At 52.5% G+C, this 21,390-nt stretch carries 22 protein-coding genes and 1 pseudogene; 10 read left to right on the top strand and 13 right to left on the bottom strand.

All coding sequences use genetic code 11. The annotated features are described in order from the left end of the window. Window positions 1-341: 341 nt before the first annotated feature. The 4 genes from KO116_RS21745 to KO116_RS21735 all read right to left on the bottom strand — a co-directional run bounded on the left by KO116_RS21745 (window position 342) and on the right by KO116_RS21735 (window position 2,269). On the bottom strand, window positions 342-1,247 hold the full coding sequence (locus KO116_RS21745) for a cation diffusion facilitator family transporter (protein WP_045812307.1): 906 nt from the start codon (window positions 1,245-1,247) through the stop codon (window positions 342-344). A 135-nt stretch (window positions 1,248-1,382) separates the two neighbouring features. Next, the gene (locus KO116_RS21740) at window positions 1,383-1,760 is read right to left on the bottom strand and encodes a YkvA family protein (protein ID WP_035561783.1); all 378 of its coding nucleotides are present in this window, start codon (window positions 1,758-1,760) and stop codon (window positions 1,383-1,385) included. A gap of 52 nt (window positions 1,761-1,812) precedes the next feature. After that, a complete protein-coding gene (locus KO116_RS25360; RefSeq protein ID WP_157738124.1) occupies window positions 1,813-1,965 on the bottom strand; it encodes a hypothetical protein in 153 nt (50 codons plus the stop codon). A 34-nt stretch (window positions 1,966-1,999) separates the two neighbouring features. Further along, window positions 2,000-2,269, bottom strand: a complete 270-nt coding sequence (locus KO116_RS21735; RefSeq protein WP_035561786.1) for a metal/formaldehyde-sensitive transcriptional repressor — start codon at window positions 2,267-2,269, stop codon at window positions 2,000-2,002. 89 nt (window positions 2,270-2,358) lie between these two features. Between KO116_RS21735 and KO116_RS25970 the strand changes: the two genes are divergently transcribed. Next, complete coding sequence (locus KO116_RS25970; protein ID WP_235272584.1) at window positions 2,359-2,616, top strand: hypothetical protein; 258 nt, start codon at window positions 2,359-2,361, stop codon at window positions 2,614-2,616. A gap of 5 nt (window positions 2,617-2,621) precedes the next feature. After that, window positions 2,622-2,777: a hypothetical protein gene (locus tag KO116_RS25965; protein ID WP_235272583.1), complete on the top strand. Its 156-nt coding sequence runs from the start codon at window positions 2,622-2,624 to the stop codon at window positions 2,775-2,777. 577 nt (window positions 2,778-3,354) lie between these two features. On the opposite strand, the gene KO116_RS21725 is transcribed toward KO116_RS25965, so the two are convergent. From KO116_RS21725 to KO116_RS21705, 6 genes are all read right to left on the bottom strand, one after another. Next, window positions 3,355-3,918, bottom strand: a complete 564-nt coding sequence (locus KO116_RS21725) for a manganese efflux pump MntP (protein WP_035561792.1) — start codon at window positions 3,916-3,918, stop codon at window positions 3,355-3,357. A gap of 258 nt (window positions 3,919-4,176) precedes the next feature. Next, on the bottom strand, window positions 4,177-4,545 hold the full coding sequence (locus tag KO116_RS25205) for a hypothetical protein (protein ID WP_144408646.1): 369 nt from the start codon (window positions 4,543-4,545) through the stop codon (window positions 4,177-4,179). Between the two features lie 75 nt (window positions 4,546-4,620). Beyond that, window positions 4,621-6,288, bottom strand: a complete 1,668-nt coding sequence (locus KO116_RS21720) for a phosphoethanolamine transferase (protein ID WP_035561795.1) — start codon at window positions 6,286-6,288, stop codon at window positions 4,621-4,623. 24 nt (window positions 6,289-6,312) lie between these two features. Beyond that, the gene (locus tag KO116_RS21715; protein WP_035561798.1) at window positions 6,313-6,999 is read right to left on the bottom strand and encodes a phosphatase PAP2 family protein; all 687 of its coding nucleotides are present in this window, start codon (window positions 6,997-6,999) and stop codon (window positions 6,313-6,315) included. Beyond that, window positions 6,981-7,358, bottom strand: coding sequence for a diacylglycerol kinase (locus KO116_RS21710; protein ID WP_217908915.1), 378 nt, complete (start codon window positions 7,356-7,358; stop codon window positions 6,981-6,983). The genes KO116_RS21715 and KO116_RS21710 overlap by 19 nt, the downstream gene beginning before the upstream one ends. 74 nt (window positions 7,359-7,432) lie before the next feature. Beyond that, on the bottom strand, window positions 7,433-8,557 hold the full coding sequence (locus KO116_RS21705) for a glycosyltransferase family 9 protein (RefSeq protein WP_235272582.1): 1,125 nt from the start codon (window positions 8,555-8,557) through the stop codon (window positions 7,433-7,435). Window positions 8,558-8,918: 361 nt separating this feature from the next. Here KO116_RS21705 and KO116_RS21700 point away from each other — a divergent pair, with 361 nt between their 5' ends. From KO116_RS21700 to KO116_RS21690, 3 genes and pseudogenes are all read left to right on the top strand, one after another. Beyond that, window positions 8,919-9,581 carry a response regulator gene (locus KO116_RS21700; RefSeq protein ID WP_035561803.1) on the top strand — a complete coding sequence of 221 codons (663 nt, stop codon included), beginning with the start codon at window positions 8,919-8,921 and terminating at the stop codon, window positions 9,579-9,581. After that, window positions 9,578-10,989, top strand: a pseudogene (locus KO116_RS21695) (ATP-binding protein). Before KO116_RS21700 ends, KO116_RS21695 begins: the two are co-directional and overlap by 4 nt. 439 nt (window positions 10,990-11,428) lie before the next feature. Further along, entirely contained in the window at window positions 11,429-13,015 is a 1,587-nt protein-coding gene (locus KO116_RS21690) for a phosphatase PAP2 family protein (RefSeq protein WP_035561808.1), read from the top strand. Window positions 13,016-14,201: 1,186 nt separating this feature from the next. Here the strand turns inward: KO116_RS21690 and KO116_RS21685 are convergent. Then, complete coding sequence (locus tag KO116_RS21685; RefSeq protein ID WP_035561811.1) at window positions 14,202-15,572, bottom strand: MFS transporter; 1,371 nt, start codon at window positions 15,570-15,572, stop codon at window positions 14,202-14,204. Between the two features lie 35 nt (window positions 15,573-15,607). Next, on the bottom strand, window positions 15,608-15,883 hold the full coding sequence (locus KO116_RS21680) for a metal-sensing transcriptional repressor (RefSeq protein WP_035561815.1): 276 nt from the start codon (window positions 15,881-15,883) through the stop codon (window positions 15,608-15,610). Between the two features lie 128 nt (window positions 15,884-16,011). On the opposite strand from KO116_RS21680, the gene KO116_RS21675 reads away from it, so the two are divergent. The 3 genes from KO116_RS21675 (at window position 16,012) to KO116_RS21665 (ending at window position 17,944) form a co-directional block, all read left to right on the top strand. Further along, complete coding sequence (locus KO116_RS21675; RefSeq protein WP_035561818.1) at window positions 16,012-16,377, top strand: hypothetical protein; 366 nt, start codon at window positions 16,012-16,014, stop codon at window positions 16,375-16,377. A gap of 139 nt (window positions 16,378-16,516) precedes the next feature. Beyond that, window positions 16,517-17,167, top strand: a complete 651-nt coding sequence (locus KO116_RS21670; protein WP_035561902.1) for a HupE/UreJ family protein — start codon at window positions 16,517-16,519, stop codon at window positions 17,165-17,167. Window positions 17,168-17,182: 15 nt separating this feature from the next. After that, entirely contained in the window at window positions 17,183-17,944 is a 762-nt protein-coding gene (locus tag KO116_RS21665; protein WP_035561821.1) for a hypothetical protein, read from the top strand. Window positions 17,945-18,031: 87 nt separating this feature from the next. Here the strand turns inward: KO116_RS21665 and KO116_RS25955 are convergent, their stop codons facing one another. Beyond that, complete coding sequence (locus tag KO116_RS25955) at window positions 18,032-18,493, bottom strand: hypothetical protein (RefSeq protein WP_235272581.1); 462 nt, start codon at window positions 18,491-18,493, stop codon at window positions 18,032-18,034. A gap of 580 nt (window positions 18,494-19,073) precedes the next feature. Between KO116_RS25955 and KO116_RS21655 the strand changes: the two genes are divergently transcribed. Both KO116_RS21655 and KO116_RS24250 read left to right on the top strand, forming a co-directional pair. Beyond that, the gene (locus KO116_RS21655; protein ID WP_052703833.1) at window positions 19,074-20,165 is read left to right on the top strand and encodes a DUF7146 domain-containing protein; all 1,092 of its coding nucleotides are present in this window, start codon (window positions 19,074-19,076) and stop codon (window positions 20,163-20,165) included. Window positions 20,166-20,706: 541 nt separating this feature from the next. Further along, window positions 20,707-21,360, top strand: coding sequence for an ERF family protein (locus KO116_RS24250; RefSeq protein ID WP_052703832.1), 654 nt, complete (start codon window positions 20,707-20,709; stop codon window positions 21,358-21,360). Window positions 21,361-21,390 lie beyond the last annotated feature (30 nt).

Here is a 21,390-nt window from a genome sequence, read left to right as displayed (position 1 = left end):
GCTGACTGTGCAATATCCCCCCTGCCCAACAACGTCATTAGCAAGGCGCTGGTGTCATTTTCAACAATTGCTGCGACTAAACAATAATTGCTGCGACAATCTCTATGTTGAGTTTATATAGAGCGCGCCCTTGTGACCGTTTCTCTGAAACAATGCAAGCCGCACGTTGGAAAGCACTTGGCGTTGCCAAAAGTGTTGATACGGACGCTCCTGAGCGGCTCAGGAGCAGGACTCCCCAAGGGGGGCGTACATTCCCAGATAGAGATAATGGGTATCAAGTGGCGCTATAGTTATTGATGCTGCTACGTGCAGCCTCGGCGGGACCTTCTGCCGGTTGTCTCCTAATTCACCTTACCAGCCCCACAATAAGGATCGGCATCACAAACATGGCGGATAGCGGCATCTTCGGGTTGTAGGGTGCTGTGCGCAATATCGAAGCGCTCCCGCAATATCGTTTGCAGCTGCGGCAGTATCTCTTCCCATCGCTCCATCGCTTCCACATCGATATGTGCCACTAGAGCCTGGCTGTTTGATGACAGGCTCCAAATATGCATGTCATGGATAGCGCAGACACCGTCGACCCGGACTAGAGCGCAGCCGACTTCATGCGCATCAATTCCTTTTGGCACGCCTTCCATCAAGACATGCGTCACCTCACGCAGTAGCCGAATGGCGGACACCAGTATCAATAGGCTGACGAAAAGAGACAGGATCGGATCCGCAATGGGCGGCCCGTCCAGATAAATGACCGCCCCAGCAACCAGCGCAGCTACCGAGCCCAATAAGTCTCCCATTACGTGCAGAAGCGCTCCGCGGACGTTTATAGTTTGCTCTCCACGCATCAGCACCCAAGCCACTACGATATTCACCAGCAAACCGAGCCCGCCTATCGCCAAAACCATGCCTCCGGCAACGGCGGGTGTATCTGCCATGCGGCGGATCGCCTCGTAAGCGATGAATACGATCACCCCGAACATAAACAGCACGTTAAACAGAGCGCCGAGGATTTCAGCACGCTTGAGTCCAAAGGAGTGCTGACGCGATGCTGGCTTCTTGGCCAGCCAAGCAGCGAAGGCACCAATCCCTAGCGACAATGAATCGGTTAGCATGTGGCCTGCGTCCGACAACAGGGCAAGCGAATCAGCTATCAGGCCACCGAACACTTCGACAGCTGCAAAACCTGTAGTGAAGACCAGTGCGAACAACAAGGTCTTGCCGCCACTATGGCTATGATCGTGGTCTGACATTTATGTCTCCTTCGTTATTAGCCCACGAGACTTCCCGCGAGCCACCCCTACCCTCTATCAGGCCATTGGGTCGACAGGTTTTTTCCGCGCTAATATAAGGCAGGTTGTACCTGCCACATTACGTATTGGATATATTCATAGGAGCATTCTTGCCAAGAAGGTGGCGAAGAAGAACCAGATAGCGATAAACACGCCAGCAGCTATGCGGCTTACCGGGCGTTCAGAGGCTGCGTCAGCGGTTGCTCGGTGCTCGTTCATGACCTCTGGTGGTGTAAGCTTCACCACCAACAATATCCCGAGTGGGACAATGATGATGTCGTCCACGTAGCCGAGTACGGGGATGAAGTCGGGGATCAAGTCGATAGGTGAGACGGCATAGGCTGCGACAATCATTGCCAACACCTCTGCAAACCATGGGGTACGTGGATCGCGAGCGGCAAGCCAGACGGCGTGTACATCCCGTTTGATCGTGCGAGCCCATTGTTTAGCGTTCGAGATTAGTTCTGTTGTCATCAGGGACTTTCTCTACTCAGTACTCGTACCAACAAGAAGCACGGCCAGTTCCTCAGTGCTGAAACACAGCAAGGAAGCCGGAGCGCATAACTGTAATCGCTTCATGGTAGAAATCACCCCAGGCGTAGGTGATGGTCGTACCGCGCCAGGGCCTTTGATCCTTTTCTTCGAGCGGGTGGCGGCCTTGATCATTGCTCTCATCCATATTGAATATTCTGTGTGCCAGGCTTCTTTCTCTCCTACTTGAGGTAGGACTTGATGACCTGTAGCACCGCGTCCAAATCTTGTTGCCGCTGCTCCAATTCGGGCTCCCTGACGATGTGATCAGTTAGGTGTCCCTCTATTATGGCTGCCATCAGCCCATTGACCGCCCCGCGAATCGCGGCAGTCTGTTGCAGCACGGCAGTGCAATCCCCTTCCTTATCAAGTTGCCTTTCCAGTGCGGCTGCCTGCCCCTGAATGCGTCGAACACGAGTTAGCAGCTTCGCTTTGTCTTTGATCGTGTGCATGTGGTCGTCTCTGTGGAGAAGGAAACAGTACAGGAGGTAGTATAGATACTAGGGGGTAGTATGGCTTGCTTGCAACAGAAGAAAGTTATGTGAATCGTTCATCCCAGCATGCCGCCTGTAACCGACTGCAACACATCGAGGAGGGCCCCGTGCTCCAGGTGCTGGCTCATCGTATCTATCGTCACTCGTTCCTGGCCCAGGTCACCGCCCTCGTCGGCAACGGTTTAACGACGGTCGCCCTAGCGCTGCTGGCCCATGACTTGGTGGCCGGGCAGGCTAAGATGGTGGCCTATGTGGGCATCGCGTCACTGGTCGAAGCCTACGCCTCGCGTCTGCCGCGCTGCTGATGGTGATGAGCTTCGATGTGCTGTTCCTGCTCAATAGTCTGGCCTTCCTGGTCGTCTCGGTGGTCCTGCTGTCGCCCCAAACTGCGGATGACGAAGCGCTAAGTGACTGGCGCAAGGTCTCCCACGGCATGCGAATCTACTTGAAAACGCCCCGGCTGTGAGGGATGCTTGCCCTGAACATAGCGGTTTCGGTCGCCGGGGCCATGCAAATCGTTAACACCGTGGTCTATGTCCGCTCCGGGCCTGGGCGAACAGGCGCTCGCGACCCGTCTCTGGCCGTCACGGGTTCCGGTGGCGCTCTAGCATGACCATGCTCCTGTGGAGCACTCCCATCTGCACTACCATGACGACCATCACCAGCATGAACATGAGGTCTGGGAGGGGTCTGAACCGCATCGCCATCCTCACCATCACCCGAGGGGCAGGCATCGACACATCTTTGTAATCGATTTGTCATCACACGAAATGGACGTCGTGACATGACAAAAAGGCACAAGAAACGTTTGTATGACCATTTTGGCTGACAACATCCTTCACTTACTGTAATACCGCATCCTGGGCACAAAGACGAAAGAGCATGATCTACACTTCAGCTCGAAGCTCCGGTTCCGGTGACCTGCAAGGAAAAGCATCAGTAGTTCGATTCTGCGTTTATGCTACGTGAACAGTCCTCTTTCCCAGAGGGTTGCTACGCATATTGCTTTAACACTGTCTCTGGATGACACAGATCAGGAAAGATCAATTAAAAAAAGCAGTATGTTCGGCTAACACTCCCAGGCCAATACCAATTAAAACGATCCCACCGATCAGCTCAGACCAGTGGCTAACGTATTTGCCAAATTGGTGACCCAATAAGGTGCCAATTGATGCCATGACAGTAGTGGCTAAACCAATAGCTAAGCTGGTAGCGATGATATTGGCATCAATAAAGGCAAGGCTTGCACCAACGGCCATGGCATCAATACTCGTAGCAATAGCCGTTAATATCAATAACCACAGTGTTTGCTTTTCTTGGGCTATTTTGTCTTCTTTGCATAGGCCCGAATACACCATATGTAAACCAATAACCAATAAGATTGAGAACGCAGCCCAGTGATCCCAAGCCTGCACAAAGCGCTGCGATGCTACCCCGGCCAACCAGCCCAGCAAGGGTGTTATGGTCTCGATAGTACCAAATATCAGCCCAATGCTGATGGCGTGCCGAAACGAGGGTTTTTGTAGCTCAGCGCCTTTGCTGATGGAAGCAGCGAAGGCATCTGCCGACATGGAAAAGGCCAAAATCAATATGGTGGCAAATGTCATGACATGGTGTCTCTAGCTGAAAATCCGACGCTCTAAACCAAGTCACCCAAAATTACTGCTATACTTAAGTAAATTCGTCGGGTATTAAAAGGCTCCCAACATTATCATTTCCGGCTAGATAAACAAGTCAAAACGTTAAAAATATAGTTCGTCTTGTATAAGACACTTAGCATAGGCTAGCCATGTTTCCTCAGTCTTTACTTTTAGCCTAGTTGCATTAATAAGTGAATTTTTTTTCAATAGCGTACATTAAGTGTGTTAATCCAATAGATATAAAATTATTAAGGTTCCAACTCCTGCAGCTCCTAATGCGTCGAGCGTATCTATCAAATCATTTTCAACTACTTTCAATACACTGATAGAATAATAACGTCCAAGTAACTGTGACATACCACTTGACGTTACACTTAATATGGCGATGATGATCTCGATTCTTTCTATTCCCGTTAACCACAGCAGAGTCGATAGTAAAGTAATTAAAACAACACTGGCTCTAAAGGAAAGCCATTTAGCAGAATGTATAGAGGTATTGACACCGTCTACCAAGCCCCCTGCTGTTGCCATTTTTTTGGGTAGTAGCCGTCTCCAAAAACCTTGGTTGGAGTCCAATAGATGCGATAAAACCATGTGCATACACCAGGATAGTTGAGCAGAGTGGAGAGCAGCTTGACATGGAATACTTAACGATCACTTAAGCATTCATTAATTGGCGAGGCTCCGGCACGTTTGGCTAATATCTTCTGCCTGCTGATATACGTCCGTTGCTACGCCAAGCAACCCCAGCACGCTGTGAAATAAGTTATCGTGGGAAGCGGCTTGATCAGAGACTTGGCGTAAGCACTCCGTATCGAGTCCTCGCTGCTTTGAAAATGAGTTGGAAAGCCACCAAACCATAGGCACATGGGTCTGTTCATCGGGAGCAATGGCATAGGGAATGCCGTGCAAATATAGGCCTTTTTCACCCAGTGATTCACCATGATCAGAGAGATAGATCATCGCAGTTGCGTAGTCATCCTGACGCTTTAACATCTCAATCACCTGATCCAACACAGTGTCGGTATACAGAATGGCATTGTCGTAGCTGTTGGTAATGTCGTCTCTTGAGCACTTGGCTAAATCAGCGGTGGTGCAAGCGGGAACAAAACGTTCGTAGTCATCAGGGTAGCGTTGGTAATAGCTGGGGCCGTGGTTGCCTAGCTGATGCAGCACAACAACCTGATCAGCTGAGGTACCGCTAATTTGCTTGGTCAAGGCTTGAACCAGTGCTTCATCCAAGCATCGCCCATCTTGACACAAAGAGGCATACTCTTCTGGCGATAGCGCTTTTGTCGTCACTCCGTCGCAGACACCTTTACAGCCTGACTGGTTATCAAGCCAGGTGACCTCTAACCCGGCGTGGGCTAATACGTCCAGCAAGGATTCATATTGCTGAGCATACGATTTAGCGTAATCGGCACGCCCTGGTAATGAAAACATGCAGGGTAATGAGACCGCTGTGCTTGTACCGCATGAGGAAACATCTGAAAAATTGATAACGTCAGGCTGCTGGGCAAGTTTGGGTGTGGTTTGGCGTTCATAACCATTTAACCCCCAATTCGCCGCCCGTACCGTTTCGCCCACCACGATGACGAGCAGTGTGGGTTTGTCACCCGCTTGTGAACTGATACTGGCGTCCTCACCCACCGGGGAACGCACCGTATTCGCGGAAGCGTGTTGGCTCGAAAGGGCCTGCGCCATCGAAACAATATAATTACCTGGGGTCACCAAGTAGCGTAGCTCTTTATTGTTGCGCATGAGTGACGACACTTCTTGGTAAGATAAGAAAATTGCTAACAGCAATATAGCAGTGCTGGCAAGGCAATAAGCTAAGCGACGCAACACTGCCTTCTTCCAAGTTGACTGTGTGATTTTAACGCGCCAAATCATGATGGTTGGCAAACAGAAAAAGAGCATTAAATGAATCAGTAATCCGGGTGTAAGAAGCTCCTGTGCCTCGTTAGTATCCGTTTGAAGCACGTTGTCTAACATTGAAGTATCAAAATAGGTGCCGTAATAGCTAGTAAAGTAACTGACGAAAGCGGCAATCAGAAAAAGTAAAGTTAATAATGGCTTTACCAGTGTTCGAAAAGCAATGCTAATAAAGGCTAAATAGTTAAGACAGGTCATCACCAAAAACATAGTGGCAAAGGTTAGCCACGTCTGGACGGCAAGAGGTTCATAGCCAGCAAAGGCTTGTTGCCAAAAAGGGACATTGTAAAAAACACTGAATATGACAACGGCCCATAAGACAAGCTGCTCCGTGCTTAATGTGGGGCGATAATGCCAAGCGGTGCCAACAGCATTTGAAGGCAATGATAGCAAAGTACGCATCGAAAAGATCTCTGAATGAAAAGATTAATGAACGCTGGGGTGTAATAAGAATCTTGAAAGGACAAAGCTTACGGTCCAACAAATCATGACGGTCCAGAGGTCGTGGGAGAGAAAGTGCGCCCCGCGGAACTGTTGAGTGATCCCAAACGTAAGGCCAAGCCCTAAACCCAGAGAAAGCCCTGCCCATCGCCAATGAGGCCGTATGGCGGCAAAAAAGAAGTAGAGGGCTATCCACGTATAGCCTGCGCTGGCATGCCCGGCGGGAAAGCAGGCGGATGCTGGCATGGAGGAAGGCCGTGTATTGAGCAAGCCAATAAAGTCTCGTTCCCCGCCATAGCGAACTAAATCCCAAGGGCATTCCATGTTCACAAGTTGTTTAAGCGTTGCGACAAGCAGCGTAGAAAGAAGCGTTGCGGAAAAAAGATATAAAAGCGGCATGCGATACGCTTTAAAACGAGTTACAACGGTGCTTAGTATCAAAAGGAGGAGTGTGACTAAACCCATCGCTAAGCTTAGCCATTTACCGCCTGTGTGAAGAACATCTTGGGTAATCAAGGCATCTTTCCACGTCCAGGCATTACCTTGAAAGCGATATATAACGTCAGTTATCGTAAAATCTATGTTTAAAATACTGAAGACCGACATGACGATTAGAAATAAAAGCCATACGGATGCTACGGATTTGAGAACATTTAGTAGAGCAGCACGCATAGCCACACACCCATCATCATAAAAAGGGTCATCATGACGGCGGCAGCCCCCATGTCTTTAGCACGCCCGCTAAGTTCGTTATGTTCTAGTCCAATACGGTCAATGGTGCATTCGATGGCGGAGTTAATGAGTTCTACTATCACTACAAGGGTGAGTGAAGAAAACAGCAATGCTTTTTCTACGGAAGTGGCATTAACAAAAAATATAAAAGGGTAAAGGACGAGGCATAGCATCACCTCTTGTCTAAATGCAGACTCATTTATCCAGCAAGCTTTTAAACCCGATACTGCATTAATAGAAGCGCGGAAGATGCGTTTGACACCCGTGCCATTAGGTTTTGACGTCGTTGAAATAGGCAAGACAGTACTCTCGATAACGTAACAGTAGGGTCACTGTAAAGCGCAAAACTTAACGAACAGTTATGCGCTTTAATTCAGTAGCTAGAATGCAAAGGGGCAGCGCTGGGTGGTGTTCTAACCCACTGTGTTGGTTGGTTTGTTGCCGAGGCCAGTTGAACGGGAGCGGTTGCGTTTTGTCCGTCAAGATTAGCGCTGATAGCGTCTATTACCGTGCTGATCTCTGGGCGCCACAGAATAGTGTCATAGGCTTCTCGTGGTACGAAGGCGAGTGATTTTTTCTGGCGTACTAGGGAAATGGTGGCGACATCGAGTGCTGCCGCTAAGTGCATAGGCCCTGAGTCTGGTGTCACGAGTAACCGCGCTCGCCCTAGAACAGCGGCAAAGTGACGAATAGGAAGCGGCGGGCATAAGCTACCATACAGTGATGACATCAAGCGCTGCTCAATAGGGGCTAGAAGCCTAAACTCCTCCGGTCCAAGGAAAACGACATAACGTATTTTGCAGGCTTCCATGGCATCGATGAGCATTAGCCAAAATGCCAACGGCCAACGTTTGTTTTGATGCCCGCCTACGAAGATCGCAATAAAGTCTGTATCTGATGAGTGGTCGCTATGCAGACTGAATAGCTGTCGTATCTTCGTCATGGCTTGATAGCCTTCCTGATCCGTTAGCTGGAGCAGTGGCCGATTATGGCAAGCAACGCCGAGCGGGCGTGTCAAATTGACGATGGCATCATAGGCATGTGATGACTTACCTTCCGCCTCAATGTTGTACCAGCGCTGGTGACCTTTACCTGAACCCATGCTGTACCGTGCTCCTATTAACCGGGTCACGATAAAGCCGCTCGTTGAACCTCCGCTCACTTGTACCGCTAGATCATAGCGTTGTGCCCGTAAGCGTCGTAATAGCGTCACGCACTGCCAGGGACGGAGAATGGCGGTTCTCGACAGTAAATGAAAATGATCAACAGGACGTTGCTGCAACAGTGGCCATGTTTTATCCGTCGCTAAATAATCTATGCGCGCGGAAGGAAAACGTTCACGAAAAGCATCGATGACAGGGGTACTGATTAGCGCGTTGCCCAGACGAAAATTGGGGCGAATAATGAGAATTTTTTCTATGCCCACAAGGTTATTAATGGTTTCTGGTGCAGGCGCTTTGACGATATACCGTATACCTCCGAGTAAAAATCGCTTCATTCTTTTTTCTACAAAACGGGCCATTATTTTTAAATAATAGTTTGTTCTAATCAGTGTTAGTAAGTGCATACTCTGGCGCTCTATTCAGTTAATAGAAAATGACCTGCCCGCGGTAGCGACAGGGCAGATTCAAAATGACCGCCAGTGAAGGCGCTGCTTTGGCTTTGCCCATGGCGAAAGAAGCAGCTTGAGCCTAAGTAACTTAAAGAAGAGTTAAGCTGCGTAAAAGGTTTGCAAAAAAGGGTGGCTGACTTACAGGTTGAATTCAGATGCGTATGCTTTGTGGGGGATACGTTGCCGTATTTAAGAAAAGCTTAAGTTTTAGTGGCGAAGATAGCGGTTTGTAGATTGGGGGAGCAGCATGCGTGCACTGCTAATAGAAGATGATCCCTTGCTTGGGGATGGCATTAAAACGGCGCTGGAACGCGAGGGGTACACGGTCGATTGGTTTATGCTTGGGCGCGAGGCAATCAGTGCTATCGGCAGCGAGACCTTCAGTGTGATTATTTTGGATCTTGGACTGCCCGATATGGACGGTATGCAGGTACTGCAGTTACTCCGTCAGCAATCCACTCTACCTATTCTGATTTTGACGGCCCGAGATGCGATGGAAGACCGTATTGGCGGTTTAGATGCGGGGGCGGATGACTATGTGCTCAAGCCTTTTAATTTGCAGGAGTTACTCGCCCGTTTGCGTGTCGTCATGCGACGCGCTGAGGGGCGCGCTTCGCAGATATTGACACTGGGAGCGCTGAGTATTGATGAGGCGCGTCATGCGGTGAGTTGGCGGGGCAAAGACGTAAAGTTGGGTCGGCGCGAGTATGCCTTATTGCTAGAGCTCGCTAGGCACCCGGACAGGGTGCTATCTCGGCCTCGTTTAGAAAATTTGCTTTACGGCTGGGGCGAAGAGGTAGAGTCCAATACGGTGGAAGTTCACATTCATCATCTGCGTAAAAAGCTTGAAAAACATCTGATTATTAACGTGCGGGGGATTGGCTACCGACTGGATAGCCACGCGCAATGAGATCGATACGGCATTATCTGCTTCGCACGCTAGCCATTACCATGGTTGTCGCTGGGGCGTGGCCGTTACCGCGGCTTACTTAATTACCGATCACGAGCTAGAAGAAATTCTCGATACACAGCTCAGTCTGCATAGCCGGATTGTGGCTGGTCAACTCGATCCAAACGCGACCATTGATGACTATGCTCGCCTGGCTTCACGCATGGGCCTACCAGAACATCCGGCTCAGCTATATCGTGACGGTAAAGCAGTCCCCATGAGCAGCTCTGAATCAGGTCCCAAGCTTTACCACGAGGAAGAGCTTAAATTAGTGCTGGGTTTTTGGAATTCAGATGGCTCACCCAGGTTGTTAGGGGGCAAATGGAGTGATGCAGGGCCTTTCCCCTCGCCTTTAGAGGAGGGTTTTCGCTGGGAAAGCTACGATGGTCATCGCTGGCGGGTTTTCAGCATGTTCGATGTTGCCAGTGATACCTGGATCAGCATGGGGCTGCGAGGTTCGTTTCATGATGAAGTAGTCGAGCGCATCACCTGGAATAATTTATTGCCGATGCTTTTTTTGCTACCTCTTCTTCTTTGGCTGATGAGCCGTATTATCCGGCGGGGGATTGTCCCTATCCAAGCGCTTTCTAGTCAGGTGCAAGGCCGCTCTGCCCGCGACCTAAGTGAAATCGATAATCCTGTTCCTCAAGAGCTTAATGGATTACGTCAATCGCTAAACGATTTTATCGCCCGGCTGAAAGAAACGTTAGAGCGCGAGCGGCGCTTCACCGCAGATGCGGCCCATGAATTACGCACCCCTTTAGCAGCACTGAGGATTCACCTAGATAACGCGCAGGCGGGAGGAGAGCAATCATTACAAAAGGCTTATATAGGTGTGGAACGGCTTCAGCGGGTGGTAGAACAACTGCTTATTTTGGCTCGATTGGATCAAGTGGCCACAACCTCATCGGCCACTATCGATCTTTATCCTATTATTGCTGAACTGGTAGCTGAGCTGTGGCCACTCGCTGAAGAGCGAGATCAGCACTTGAGGCTAACAGGCTTAACCCGGCTGGAGGTCCGCGCCGACGAAATCGAGGTGGGGATTCTGTTTCGTAACTTATTGGATAACGCCTTGCGCTATACGTCAGAAGGCGGTCAGGTAGAGGTAGAGTTAGCGCTTTGGGAGGGCTTGCCTCAGCTCACGGTGAGAGACACGGGCCCCGGACTCCCCGAGGCACTTTTGGATAAAGTCACTGAGCGCTTTAGGCGCGCGTCTGGCCAGGGCACCACCGGCAGTGGATTGGGTTTATCGATTGTCTCGGAGTTAGTCCAGCGCCAACAAGCCATTCTTACCCTCACCAACCGTGAACCTAGTGGGCTTGAGGTTAGCGTGAGGTGGGAGCGTGTGTATGCCTGTGCATCGTAAGCTCCGACTCGATCACTTCAAGACAAGGGAAAAGACATGTGGCTCACGGAAATGATGGCATCGCTGACGACGTATCTCGAACAACACCAGTGGGTTGCGGTCATTGCGGCTTTCATGCTCGCGGCTTCGGAATCGATCATCGTTATCGGTGCCCTCGTTCCCGGAACCGCCTTGCTAGTTGCCTTGGGTGCCGCCATTGGTCTCGGGCATCTTGCGCTATGGCCAATTCTGATCGCCACGACCCTTGGGGCAATCGCAGGAGATGGGCTGTCCTTTTGGGTCGGTCATCATTGGCGCGATGGTATTACTACGGCATGGCCGCTAAGGGGGCGGCCAAACCTCATCCATACCAGCAACGCCTGGCGGCAAGAGTATCCTGATCGCTCGTTTTACGCCGGGCGTGCGAGCAGTGATACCCGTCATGGCAGGAGTGTCGGGCATGGCCCCTGTTCGCTTTCTGGCGGCAAATATTACTTCAGCAATCATATGGGCTCCTGCTCACATCCTCCCCGGTGCAGTGGCTGGCCTCGGGCTCAGCTTGGTAGGGCATGCAAGCATGCGTTTGGTGGTGCTTGTCGGCATCATCTTCGGAGCTGGCTTCGCCATTGTGTTGTTGATTCGTCTGATGCTGACCAGGGGCGTGCCAGCCCTTGAGGCTCTGCGTTTGCGGCTTATCGGGCGATTGCGGAAAAGTGGCGAGGGTCGTGTCAGCACTTTGGCAATGTCACTTCTCGCGCCCTCGCATGACCTACAACCGCTCATCCTGATTGGTGTCCCGCTAGCCTTTGTTGCCGCCGCTTTGGCGACTCTGGCTCAAGAGGTGGCCGAGCGGAGCGGGCTGGCGGTCGCCGATCAGTCGATTAGCCTAGCCCTTAGCCACCTGCGTACCGAACCGGGCGATAAAGTCGTCGCCTTCCTCACCGGCTTCGGTGACGCTTATGTCATCATCGCTTCGTCTGCAGCGGTCACTTGCTGGCTACTGCTGCGCAGGCAGTGGCACCTCGCCCTAGGGGTTGTACTGAGCATCGCCATTGCCTCAGGACTTGCCACGCTCCTCAAGGCGGGACTGGCGATACCGCGTCCGCAGGCACTTTACGAGGGCGCCCAGGTCTTCGGCTTCCCGAGCGGCCACGCCACGGGGGCCGCGACGCTGATGGGACTGCTTACCTGGTTTGCTTGGTTCGGCTTACCACAACCTTGGCGCAGGGTGATGCCCATGGCCTTCGCCGCGGTCGTGGGCATCATCGCCGCCTCGCGCCTGTATCTCTCGGCCCACTGGCCATCGGATGTCGTCGGCGGCATGCTGCTGGGAACCGGGCTTACGCTATGCTTTGCGCTGGCCTTTCGTCGCGTAGACCTACGCAAGGCCCGGCCAGGTATGGCGATCGCGCTGGCCTTATTCGTTTTCCTCGGATTTGGAGCCTGGCACTCATGGCGCGCTCTGCCGCAGGCCGTGGCCATGTACACGCCGCCCCCGACACCTGTGCAGGTCATTTCCCGCGATGCCTGGCTTACCGCAGACTGGCAAACCCTCCCGGTGCGTAGAACCGACTTGGTGGGTGAAACGGAAGAACCCTTCTCGCTGCAATGGACGGGAACCTCTACTGCCTTCGAGGCAGCTGCGAGCACTGCTGGCTGGGTCCGCGCCGATGGCCTCACCTTGCAGACCCTGCCACGCTATCTCGATCCGGCAGTCTCAGCCGAGGCGCTGCCGGTGATCCCTCGACTGCAGGATGGCCAGTTTTCGGTATTGACCATGGTGCGGCCCGCACAGGACGGCAAGAGTCGCGAGGTCCTGCGCCTCTGGAAGTCGAACACGGCGCTTTCCGACACAGGCAGGCAGACGCCGATCCTACTCGTGAGCGTGGAAACCGAAGTCATTCGTCGCGCTGTCGGCATGATCAATTTGCCAGTGGTACATGAGGTTGCCTATCCCTCTCGGCACGATCTCCGGCTGACGGGCACACTGCGCAGGAGGGAAGATGGCCAGCCTGTGCTGCTGGCACCAGCCGATTCGGCGGGGTGAGAGGACTGAAATGACCACCCTATTAAATCGTGAAAGACTATAATTGTATAACCCGCCGACTCTGTATGTATCCAAAAATCAGGAGCGCAACCGGGTGATGTTAGCGACATGAAAAATCTCGTCATGAAATCCACTATATGGCGCGGGTCGAAGGCAGCTTGTTGCATCCCGATCATCGTATGGACGCAGAAATAGATCGCAACTGCCCTGATTGGAGCCAACATGAACACCGAGCACAAGTACCTTGTCCGGCTTGCCAGACGCCTACGCAAGCAGCGCCAAGCCCTTGATCCGGAGGAGGTGACTTTTATGATAGGGATACACCGCCGGGAGCCTATCAGACGCGACGCCAAGACTGTCTCCGCTGAGCATTCGGCGCTTGGAAAGCGCCACTCCGACAGTGTGGCGGCGGTCGGCGGTACGTTTGAATATGAAGGTGGGTCAGCCCATCGTGCAACGACTCGACCGGATTGTTGCTCAGATAGGTGCCGATCACATTGATGTCGCCGACCCGACAAAAGACCTGCCGCAACGCCATAATTCGAACGGGCTACTCCTCAATCTGAGCCTTCAGGTTTTGGCTCACATCGCTCAAAGGGTTAACTCATCCCGTTGTCAGTTTTCTTTGGATCAGTGAGACAGCTGGGGTTCGACTGTAATGTGTACTAACGACGGGCATCGAGCTTGAATGCGCTGCAGGTAAATATCAGGCGATTCTGGGCTGTGTGAGACGAGCGCGACAATCGCCGCGTGGATATTGGGGCCAATCGACCAAATGTGTAAGTCGCTGATGTGCGTTTGCTCGTCCTCCGGACTCCCCGAGGCACTTTTGGATAACGTCACTGAGCGCTTTAGGCGATTCTGGCCAGGGCACCACCGGCAGCGGATTGGGTTTATCGATTGTCTCGGAGTTGGCCCAGCGCCAAAACGCACGCCTTACGCTTAGTAATCGCACGCCCAACGGTCTAGTGGTCAGTGTGACGTGGGGGTAACACCACACCAGCAGCAAGATAGCTGAGTAATTGGCTGGCCACTGCCCAGGGATCGCCGATACGTTCAAGCACCTTAAGCCCAAGAAGGAAAATGTTCCCTGCGAAGCTTCTGGGGTGAATGCCTTCAGTAAAGTAGGCATCACCCGTAGTGATTTAACCTAATAGGCATCTATTAACTTGTCAGCCTTAATGTGTCACGAAGGCCATCGTGTATGGTGGTTATCAATGACAAATATGTGCCGATGCACATTTCTGGGATGATGGTGGGGATGGCTATGAGGTTCCGGCCCCTCCCACCCTTCATGCTCGTGTTGATGGTGTTCATCGTGATAGTGAAGATGGCTATGACGTATAGGCGAGTGCTCATGCGCAATCTCTCTTGAGTCTCGACGAGGCCAAGTAAGCATCGCAAGCCCTGTCGCCGTTAAAGCTACTGTCCCGAGCAAAGCGAACGTTCCCGTCAGACCCAGGTTTATCCCCAGCCAGCCTGCCAACGGATAGGTGATCAACCAGCAACAGTGTGACAACGAGAATTGGGCAGCAAATAGCGCTGGACGATCCTCCGTCTGGCACGAACGCTTGAGCAAGCGCCCTGTAGGGGTCATGACCATCGAAGCGCCTGCACCCAGTAGCAACCATAGCCCGACAAGTCCCGCAAACGATGGGCCTAGCCAGCCCAAGTAGAGACTGAGCGCCATGATAACGCCACCCAACAGCATGACTGGTCGTTCAGGCAATCGATCCAGTACCTTAGGTAGCAGTACGGCCACCAGCATGGAGCCCCCACCTGCGGCCGCAAAGGCCAAAGCTACTTCTTTCTCGCCAAGCCCCAACATAGAGCGAACAAGCACTACCGTATTGACGATCTGCATCGCTCCGGCGGCTGAGACCGCCAAGTTCAACGCCAACAGACCGCGAAGGCGAGGTGTTTTTAGATAAATCCGTATGCCGTGAGAAACGCGACGCCAAACACCGGGAATTTCCTCTAGTGGTTGTGGCTCAGGTAACATCACCGATATAACCAGTGAGGCAGAGATCACGAACGCCAGGGCGTTGAGTACAAACAGGACATCAAAGCTCATCGCCATCAGCAATGCCGCGGCCACCATCGGGCTAAGAAGATTCTCTAAATCGTAGGCAAGGCGTGACAGGGATAATGCTCGTGTGTATTGCTCTTCGTCTTCTAGGATGTCCGGTATTGTCGCCTGGAAAACGGGAGTGAAGCCTGCTGAGCAAGCATTGAGTAGAAAGATCAGCACATAGATTTGCCACACTTCGGTAACAAAAGGCAGTGCGCAAACCACGGCTGCTCGCAGCAAGTCGAGGCTAACCAACAACGTGCGTCGAGGTAGGCGTGAGGCGTAAGCACCCACCAGTGGAGCAATGCCCACGTAGGCGACCATCTTAATCGCCAGCGCTGTGCCTAGTACGACACCCGCCTGCCCCCCAGCAAGATCATGAGCCAGTAACGCTAGGGCAACGGTGGTCAGACCGGTGCCAATCAGTGCAATGACCTGAGCGAAAAAGAGATGGCGATAGACGCGATGGGCGAGTACATCGAGCATAGAGCGTTCCTCAAGTGAGGGGAGCTTAGATGCATTTACAGGTAGCGGGCAATGGCCTTGAACTCTTCAGTCCGCGCCCGCTGCGTTTGATCCTGAGAGCCCAAGGCATCTTCTAGGCAGTGATCGATATGATCTAAAACCAAGGCACGTTTGGCCTGTTGAATAGCTTTCTCAACCGCATGAAGCTGCTGGGCAATGTCTAGACAGTGGCGACCATCCTCTATCATCTGCGTCACGCTCGAAAGGTGTCCCCGAGCCCGGTTTAAGCGCTTGATGATATCGGGATGTGACTGGTGTGTATGTATTGTCATTTTCTTTTCCTTATTCTATTCCTATCCCCCTGGAGGGGATGATAATCTATTGGTGCTATGCGGAGCTACAGCGTAAGCAAATTGTTATCTACATTTTTTATCGTCAATTTTTGTCTTGGTTGCTCTAAATGCTCAATCGGCTGCGCCACCGTCTTGGCTATCTGACCCTGCTACTGCTGTTTTTGCCTAGCCTGGTGCTTACCAGTGTGGGCGAAGCGAGTGCGCATGGCGCAATGAGCATGGTTGGCGTTGAGTCATCTCACCATGAGAGTGTTCAGAAGGGCCATGGGCATACCCATGGGCATGAACACGATGACGGTCGACACCTCTCTCATGAGAGCGGCAGTCACTTCCACGAACAAGCGGATCGCTTGGGGGCGAACATTGCCATCGCACCAAACGTTCGTCATGCCATGCGGCTAGGCGAACGACGCGCTTTTCCCCTGCGTCGTGTCTACCGCTTGGAGCGCCCTCCACGGCCAGTCGTCGCTTGATGACTGGGGCCATCCATCCGATGGCCAACACTAATGACAGACCCGTGGAGGTTGCATGTTTCCATCCCAAGTAAGGGGTGCGCTCGGCTTGCCTATGATGGCACGACGCCACGCCTTAGCCTTTCTAACACTGTTGTTCATGCTGCTGGGTGCCAGTGGCGAGGCCTTTGCTCACGCGGTTGCTGAGGGTGACAAGGGCTACATCCAAGAGATCTATGGCGTTAATCTGATCTCGTTTATGTATCTCGGTGCCAAGCACATGGTAACGGGGTATGACCACATCCTGTTTTTGTTAGGGGTCATCTTTTTCCTCTACCGAATGCAGCATATCGCTATTTACGTCAGCCTCTTTGCCATCGGTCACTCGACGACCATGCTTCTCGGGGTCTACTTCAATATCGGCATCAATAGCTATCTGATCGATGCCATCATCGGGCTATCCGTTATCTACAAGGCGCTCGATAACATCGGTGCGTATCAGCGCTGGCTCGGCTTTCAGCCCAACACCAAGGTAGCCACGTTGGTGTTCGGTCTGTTTCATGGCTTTGGCCTGTCGAGCAAGATCATTGAGTACGATATCTCGCCCGATGGTCTCGTCCCTAACCTTCTGGCATTCAACATAGGCGTAGAGATCGGCCAGCTACTGGCATTGAGCGCCATTCTCATTGTGATGGGCTTCTGGCGACGCACTACGGGCTTCTTACGCCACGCCTATACCGCCAACGTCGCCATGATGTGTGCTGGTTTTATGCTGGTAGGTTATCAACTGACCGGCTATTTCATTGCCTAATTGAAGGAGTCCCCAATGTATAACACTGATCTTCCAACCCGTGCCGAACTGCCGTCAACGGGTAAGTTACTTCGCTCTACGTTGATGGCAGTCGTTATTGCCGTCGCTTTGCTGATCAGCGTCGTGCTACCTGCTGAGTATGCCATTGACCCGACCGGCGCTGGGCGCTTGTTGGGGCTGACGGAGATGGGAGAAATCAAGACCCAGTTGGCTGAGGAAGCCGAGCTCGACCAAGCCAGTGTCCAACAGGCTTCTGAACCCGCTGCACCTCAAGAGGCCGTTAGTGATAGCCAACCTTCGGCTGCAACCGCTACTGCTGCGCCAACTTCAAACGTAGAGACGGAGCAGGTAGCCGCTTCGTTACCAGAAGACCAAGAGATGGTGCAGACTGAAGCAAACGTAGCGCTTGCTGACGCTCCTGCCGCTGAGGAGACACCTTCCCAGGCAACTGAAGAAACTGCGGCATGGGGTGATGAGGTGACCTTCACACTCACGCCGGGTGAAGGTACCGAGTATAAGCTAACGATGGAAGAAGGTGCTGTCGCGACATTCGCTTGGGCGTCCGACGGCGGGCCACTTAATTTTGACACCCACGGCGATGGCAATGGGAACTCCATCAGCTACGAGAAGGGGCGTGGCGTACCCGAAGATGAGGGAGAGCTGGAAGCTGCTTTCACCGGCAACCACGGCTGGTTCTTCCGTAACCGCAATGACAACGACGTGACCGTGGTCTTGCGTGTTGGAGGAGACTACGGGGAGCTAAAAGGTATGCTTTAATTCCCTTAACTGAACCGCTCCGGCCAAAAGGCCGGGGCGGCCCCCATAGCGCACCTAACGACAAACAGCAGAGCTAACGTTTTACTCTTATACAATAGGCAGCCAGTAGCTCACGCCCTCCATGCTAACCCGAACCCCGTCTCCTGAATGCTCTATGGTCTGTTGACGGAGTGCTTTTTTAGATACTTTCTTGTCATGACAGTATTCCATGGTAGTGACGATCCATCGTTCCTTCCACTCCTCCCCTTGATCAGTACACTTAGCCATTTGAATCATGGTGCGAGCCAACTTTTCTTTTCGCCGTTTTCTTGCCCGTTTCTCATCCACCCTAGGGGTCAGTGTGGTGGCATGCTGGCGATTTAAGAAATTGGTAAACCCCGTCACCAAGGCTGCTTGTCCGGGCACCGTACTCAAGTAACTGTCCACATCGCCCTGGTTAGGTAGCCGCTGTCCCTCTCTGTCAGTATTGAGTAACAATGCGGCTGCCGCGCTTAGTGCAAGTCGTGCGGAGGTGTGGGACGTTGTGCCCGCCTCTATACGGGTTTCCAATTACAGCCAACAGGCTTGCAGCACTTGGTCTGATAGCGAAGCGGACGGCATAGAACTGAGACACGCTTGAATACGTCTTTTCTCTGAGTCGATCCGCTTTGCTTGGTGATCCGGCTCTACCCCTTGCTCTTCATGCAACCATCACATAGGGAGCCTCACACGCCGCAATCCCTCTGCCCCGAAGTGATGAAGCAGTTCCGTATAGCTCGGTATGCGTGACCATGCTTGGTCGAGTTACTGCTGGGCCAAGTAGTGGTGCATTGTGCATTTCGTGCTGTGGCCCGCCTCATTGGCAACTGCTTGCAAAGTATTAGTGAGCAGGACAAAGCTGCCTGGCAACAGAAGTGGCTCAAGACGCATTCCGCGGCTTAGCCACACACTGAACGACTAGGCACCCTTCAAGCCCCTCTCCGATTAATCGGGAGGGGCTTTTCTCTGTATAGGACTTCCAACTGCCATTGTTTCGCATGCGGAACATTTTTATTTGGTGGCAGTGTCTCCCCTACCTCTTCATAGCCGTCACTGGTCGCCCTATCTAATTGTGAGATCCGGGTGACCGGAAATGAGAGAGGAGCAGATCATGAGGAATAGCAACAAGTACGAAATTGCTGATGTGAAGCGTGTCGCGGAAGGTCAATGGGATACGGTCTTTCAGGCACTGTGCCCCGAGCTGGAGCATGCAATTGCCCACCCGGGACATCACATCGATTGCCCGATACATGGTGGCAAGGAAGACTTCCGCCTCGATCGCGGCTTCAAGCAACGGGGTACGGCCATTTGCACTTGCGGTAACTGGGATGGTTTTAGCCTGTTGAAAGAGCTGAAAGGCTGGGCTCTTCCCGAAATACTGGAGCAGGTAATGGGGGCTCTCGGTGAACAATCCGTTGAGCCGCTGGCGCCTACAGTATCACGGCCACCGCCACGGCAGGTCGAGGAAAAGCAGGACATCCGGCCAACGCTGCGCAAGCGCTGGGAAGAAGCTCTACCCCTGGGAAGAGGCGAAGGTCGCTTCATGCTGGCGAGCTACTTGCAGTTCCGCGGGTTGCCTGTAAAGCCGATGCTTAGCGTTCTCGAGACGGAGGCACGCCTCCACCCTAGGATGGCCTACATCGAGAAAGGCAAAGTGGTTAGCTACTACCCTGCACTGATAACCATTGTCAGGGATGCGGCTGGAAAGCCTGTCACGATGCATAGGACGTATCTCAACCGCACAGAAAATGGTGTGGTAGAGAAGGCGCCTGTGAGCAAGGCTAAAAAGCTGTTCCCTGTGGTGAAGGATGGTGATGTCCACGGTGGTGCTATTCGCTTAGGCACAGCTACAGCCGGCGTTATCGGTGTGGCTGAGGGTATTGAGACCTCGCTAGCTATTCGGGCTGCTACGGGAATGCCTGTCTGGCCGGTACTGTCAGCTTCCCTAATGAGGTCGTTCGAGCCGCCTGAGGGTGTCACGGAAGTCGTTATTTGGGCTGATCGTGACCTACCCGACAGGAAAGGACGCAAGGCTGGTCAGGACGCAGCGGAAGTGCTCCAGGCTCGGCTTTTAGAGAAAGGGATTCGAGCTTCGATAAAGATCCCTGATGCATCCAGCTCAACTGATGTGAGCGTTGATTGGGCTGATGTGTACACCAGTAGTGGGCTCACGGGATTTCCCCGCAAGAGCAAAGCTGCTTAACCCTTCAAACCCTTCTGACATCCATTGTCAGGAGGGTTTTTTCATTTTCAGCATGATGGGATTCGGGAGGAAGGATGCATTTTTATATATTTGCTGAATCTGTTTGGGTCAAGCAGCTACTGATCACTTAGGTCATTTCACTCTACCTCGCTTGAAGCGCATTCCTGTGGCATTGGCGCTTTTTAGCGTGGATAGCATGCCTCCGGGCGGTGATTCTGTGCTCAAGGCTCTGAGCACAGGGTCCAAAGTTACCGCCCTATCTGTCATTCCATAACCAGCCTTGCTTTTATTATCTGTTATTCGTTCTGAGACTAAGGTTATATGGGGCCTAGGGAATGATTCTAGTTCCCTTGCGTGGTGCATCACTTCTCCCTACTTTCTTTTAAATTAAACGTTTGTTTGATTTATCCGCTGGATCGTGTCACTTCAGCGGCGTTGCCACTCCTCTCGGTAATCTCAATACCACCTCCCGTTTGTCTGTCAGTAGCGCCCCTACCCCTCATGAGACCCCGATACCTGGGGGATGAGAGGAGAGCACGTTATGAATCGCAGTGACTCGATCGCCAGAATCGGCAAAGCCCTGGCTTCAGTGCAGGCTGAGCTTGGTGGTCTGATCGCACCGGATTCTACGAATCCGATGTACGACAACCGCTATGCAAGCCTCGCAATTATAATCGGCAGCATTCGTGCCGTCTTGAATAAGTTTGAAATTGCACTGGTTCAGGCACCTGTGCCCGGAACAGTGGGGGCTATGGTGATGGAGACCATGCTCATTCATGGTCCTTCTGGGGAGTACATTGGCTCTTACTGTGAGATGCCCGTTGAGACCCTTGATAGCCATGGTGTGGCGTCAGCCCAGACGTATGCACGTCGCTATGGGTTGATGGCTCTTCTAGGCCTTGCTCAAGGCCCGGACGATGATGGAAATGCTGCCTATAACGCCGCTGTGGAATCCTCAGTGCTTCTCTCTCGAGGAGAGCCTGAGCCATCAGAGCAGCGGGTATCGAACGGTCACCGTTTGGCATCGCCCGAAGCGATTCTAGCGGAGATTGAAAACTCAGATGTTGAGCGATTGGTTTCGGCCGAACGCTGGGTCAATAGCGCTCAACTGGATGCACACCTGTCAGCTCGGCTCAAGGGAGCGATCGCACAGCGACGCCGAATTATCCAGCGACAGCAATCCCAACATGCTTAACGTTCCATAGCCCCATCCCTTTGTGGAGTT

This window comes from Halomonas sp. KO116, from assembly GCF_000734975.2.
In the GTDB taxonomy this organism is placed as follows: Bacteria; Pseudomonadota; Gammaproteobacteria; order Pseudomonadales; family Halomonadaceae; genus Vreelandella; species Vreelandella glaciei.
This window is presented reverse-complemented; position numbering and strand designations above follow the sequence as displayed.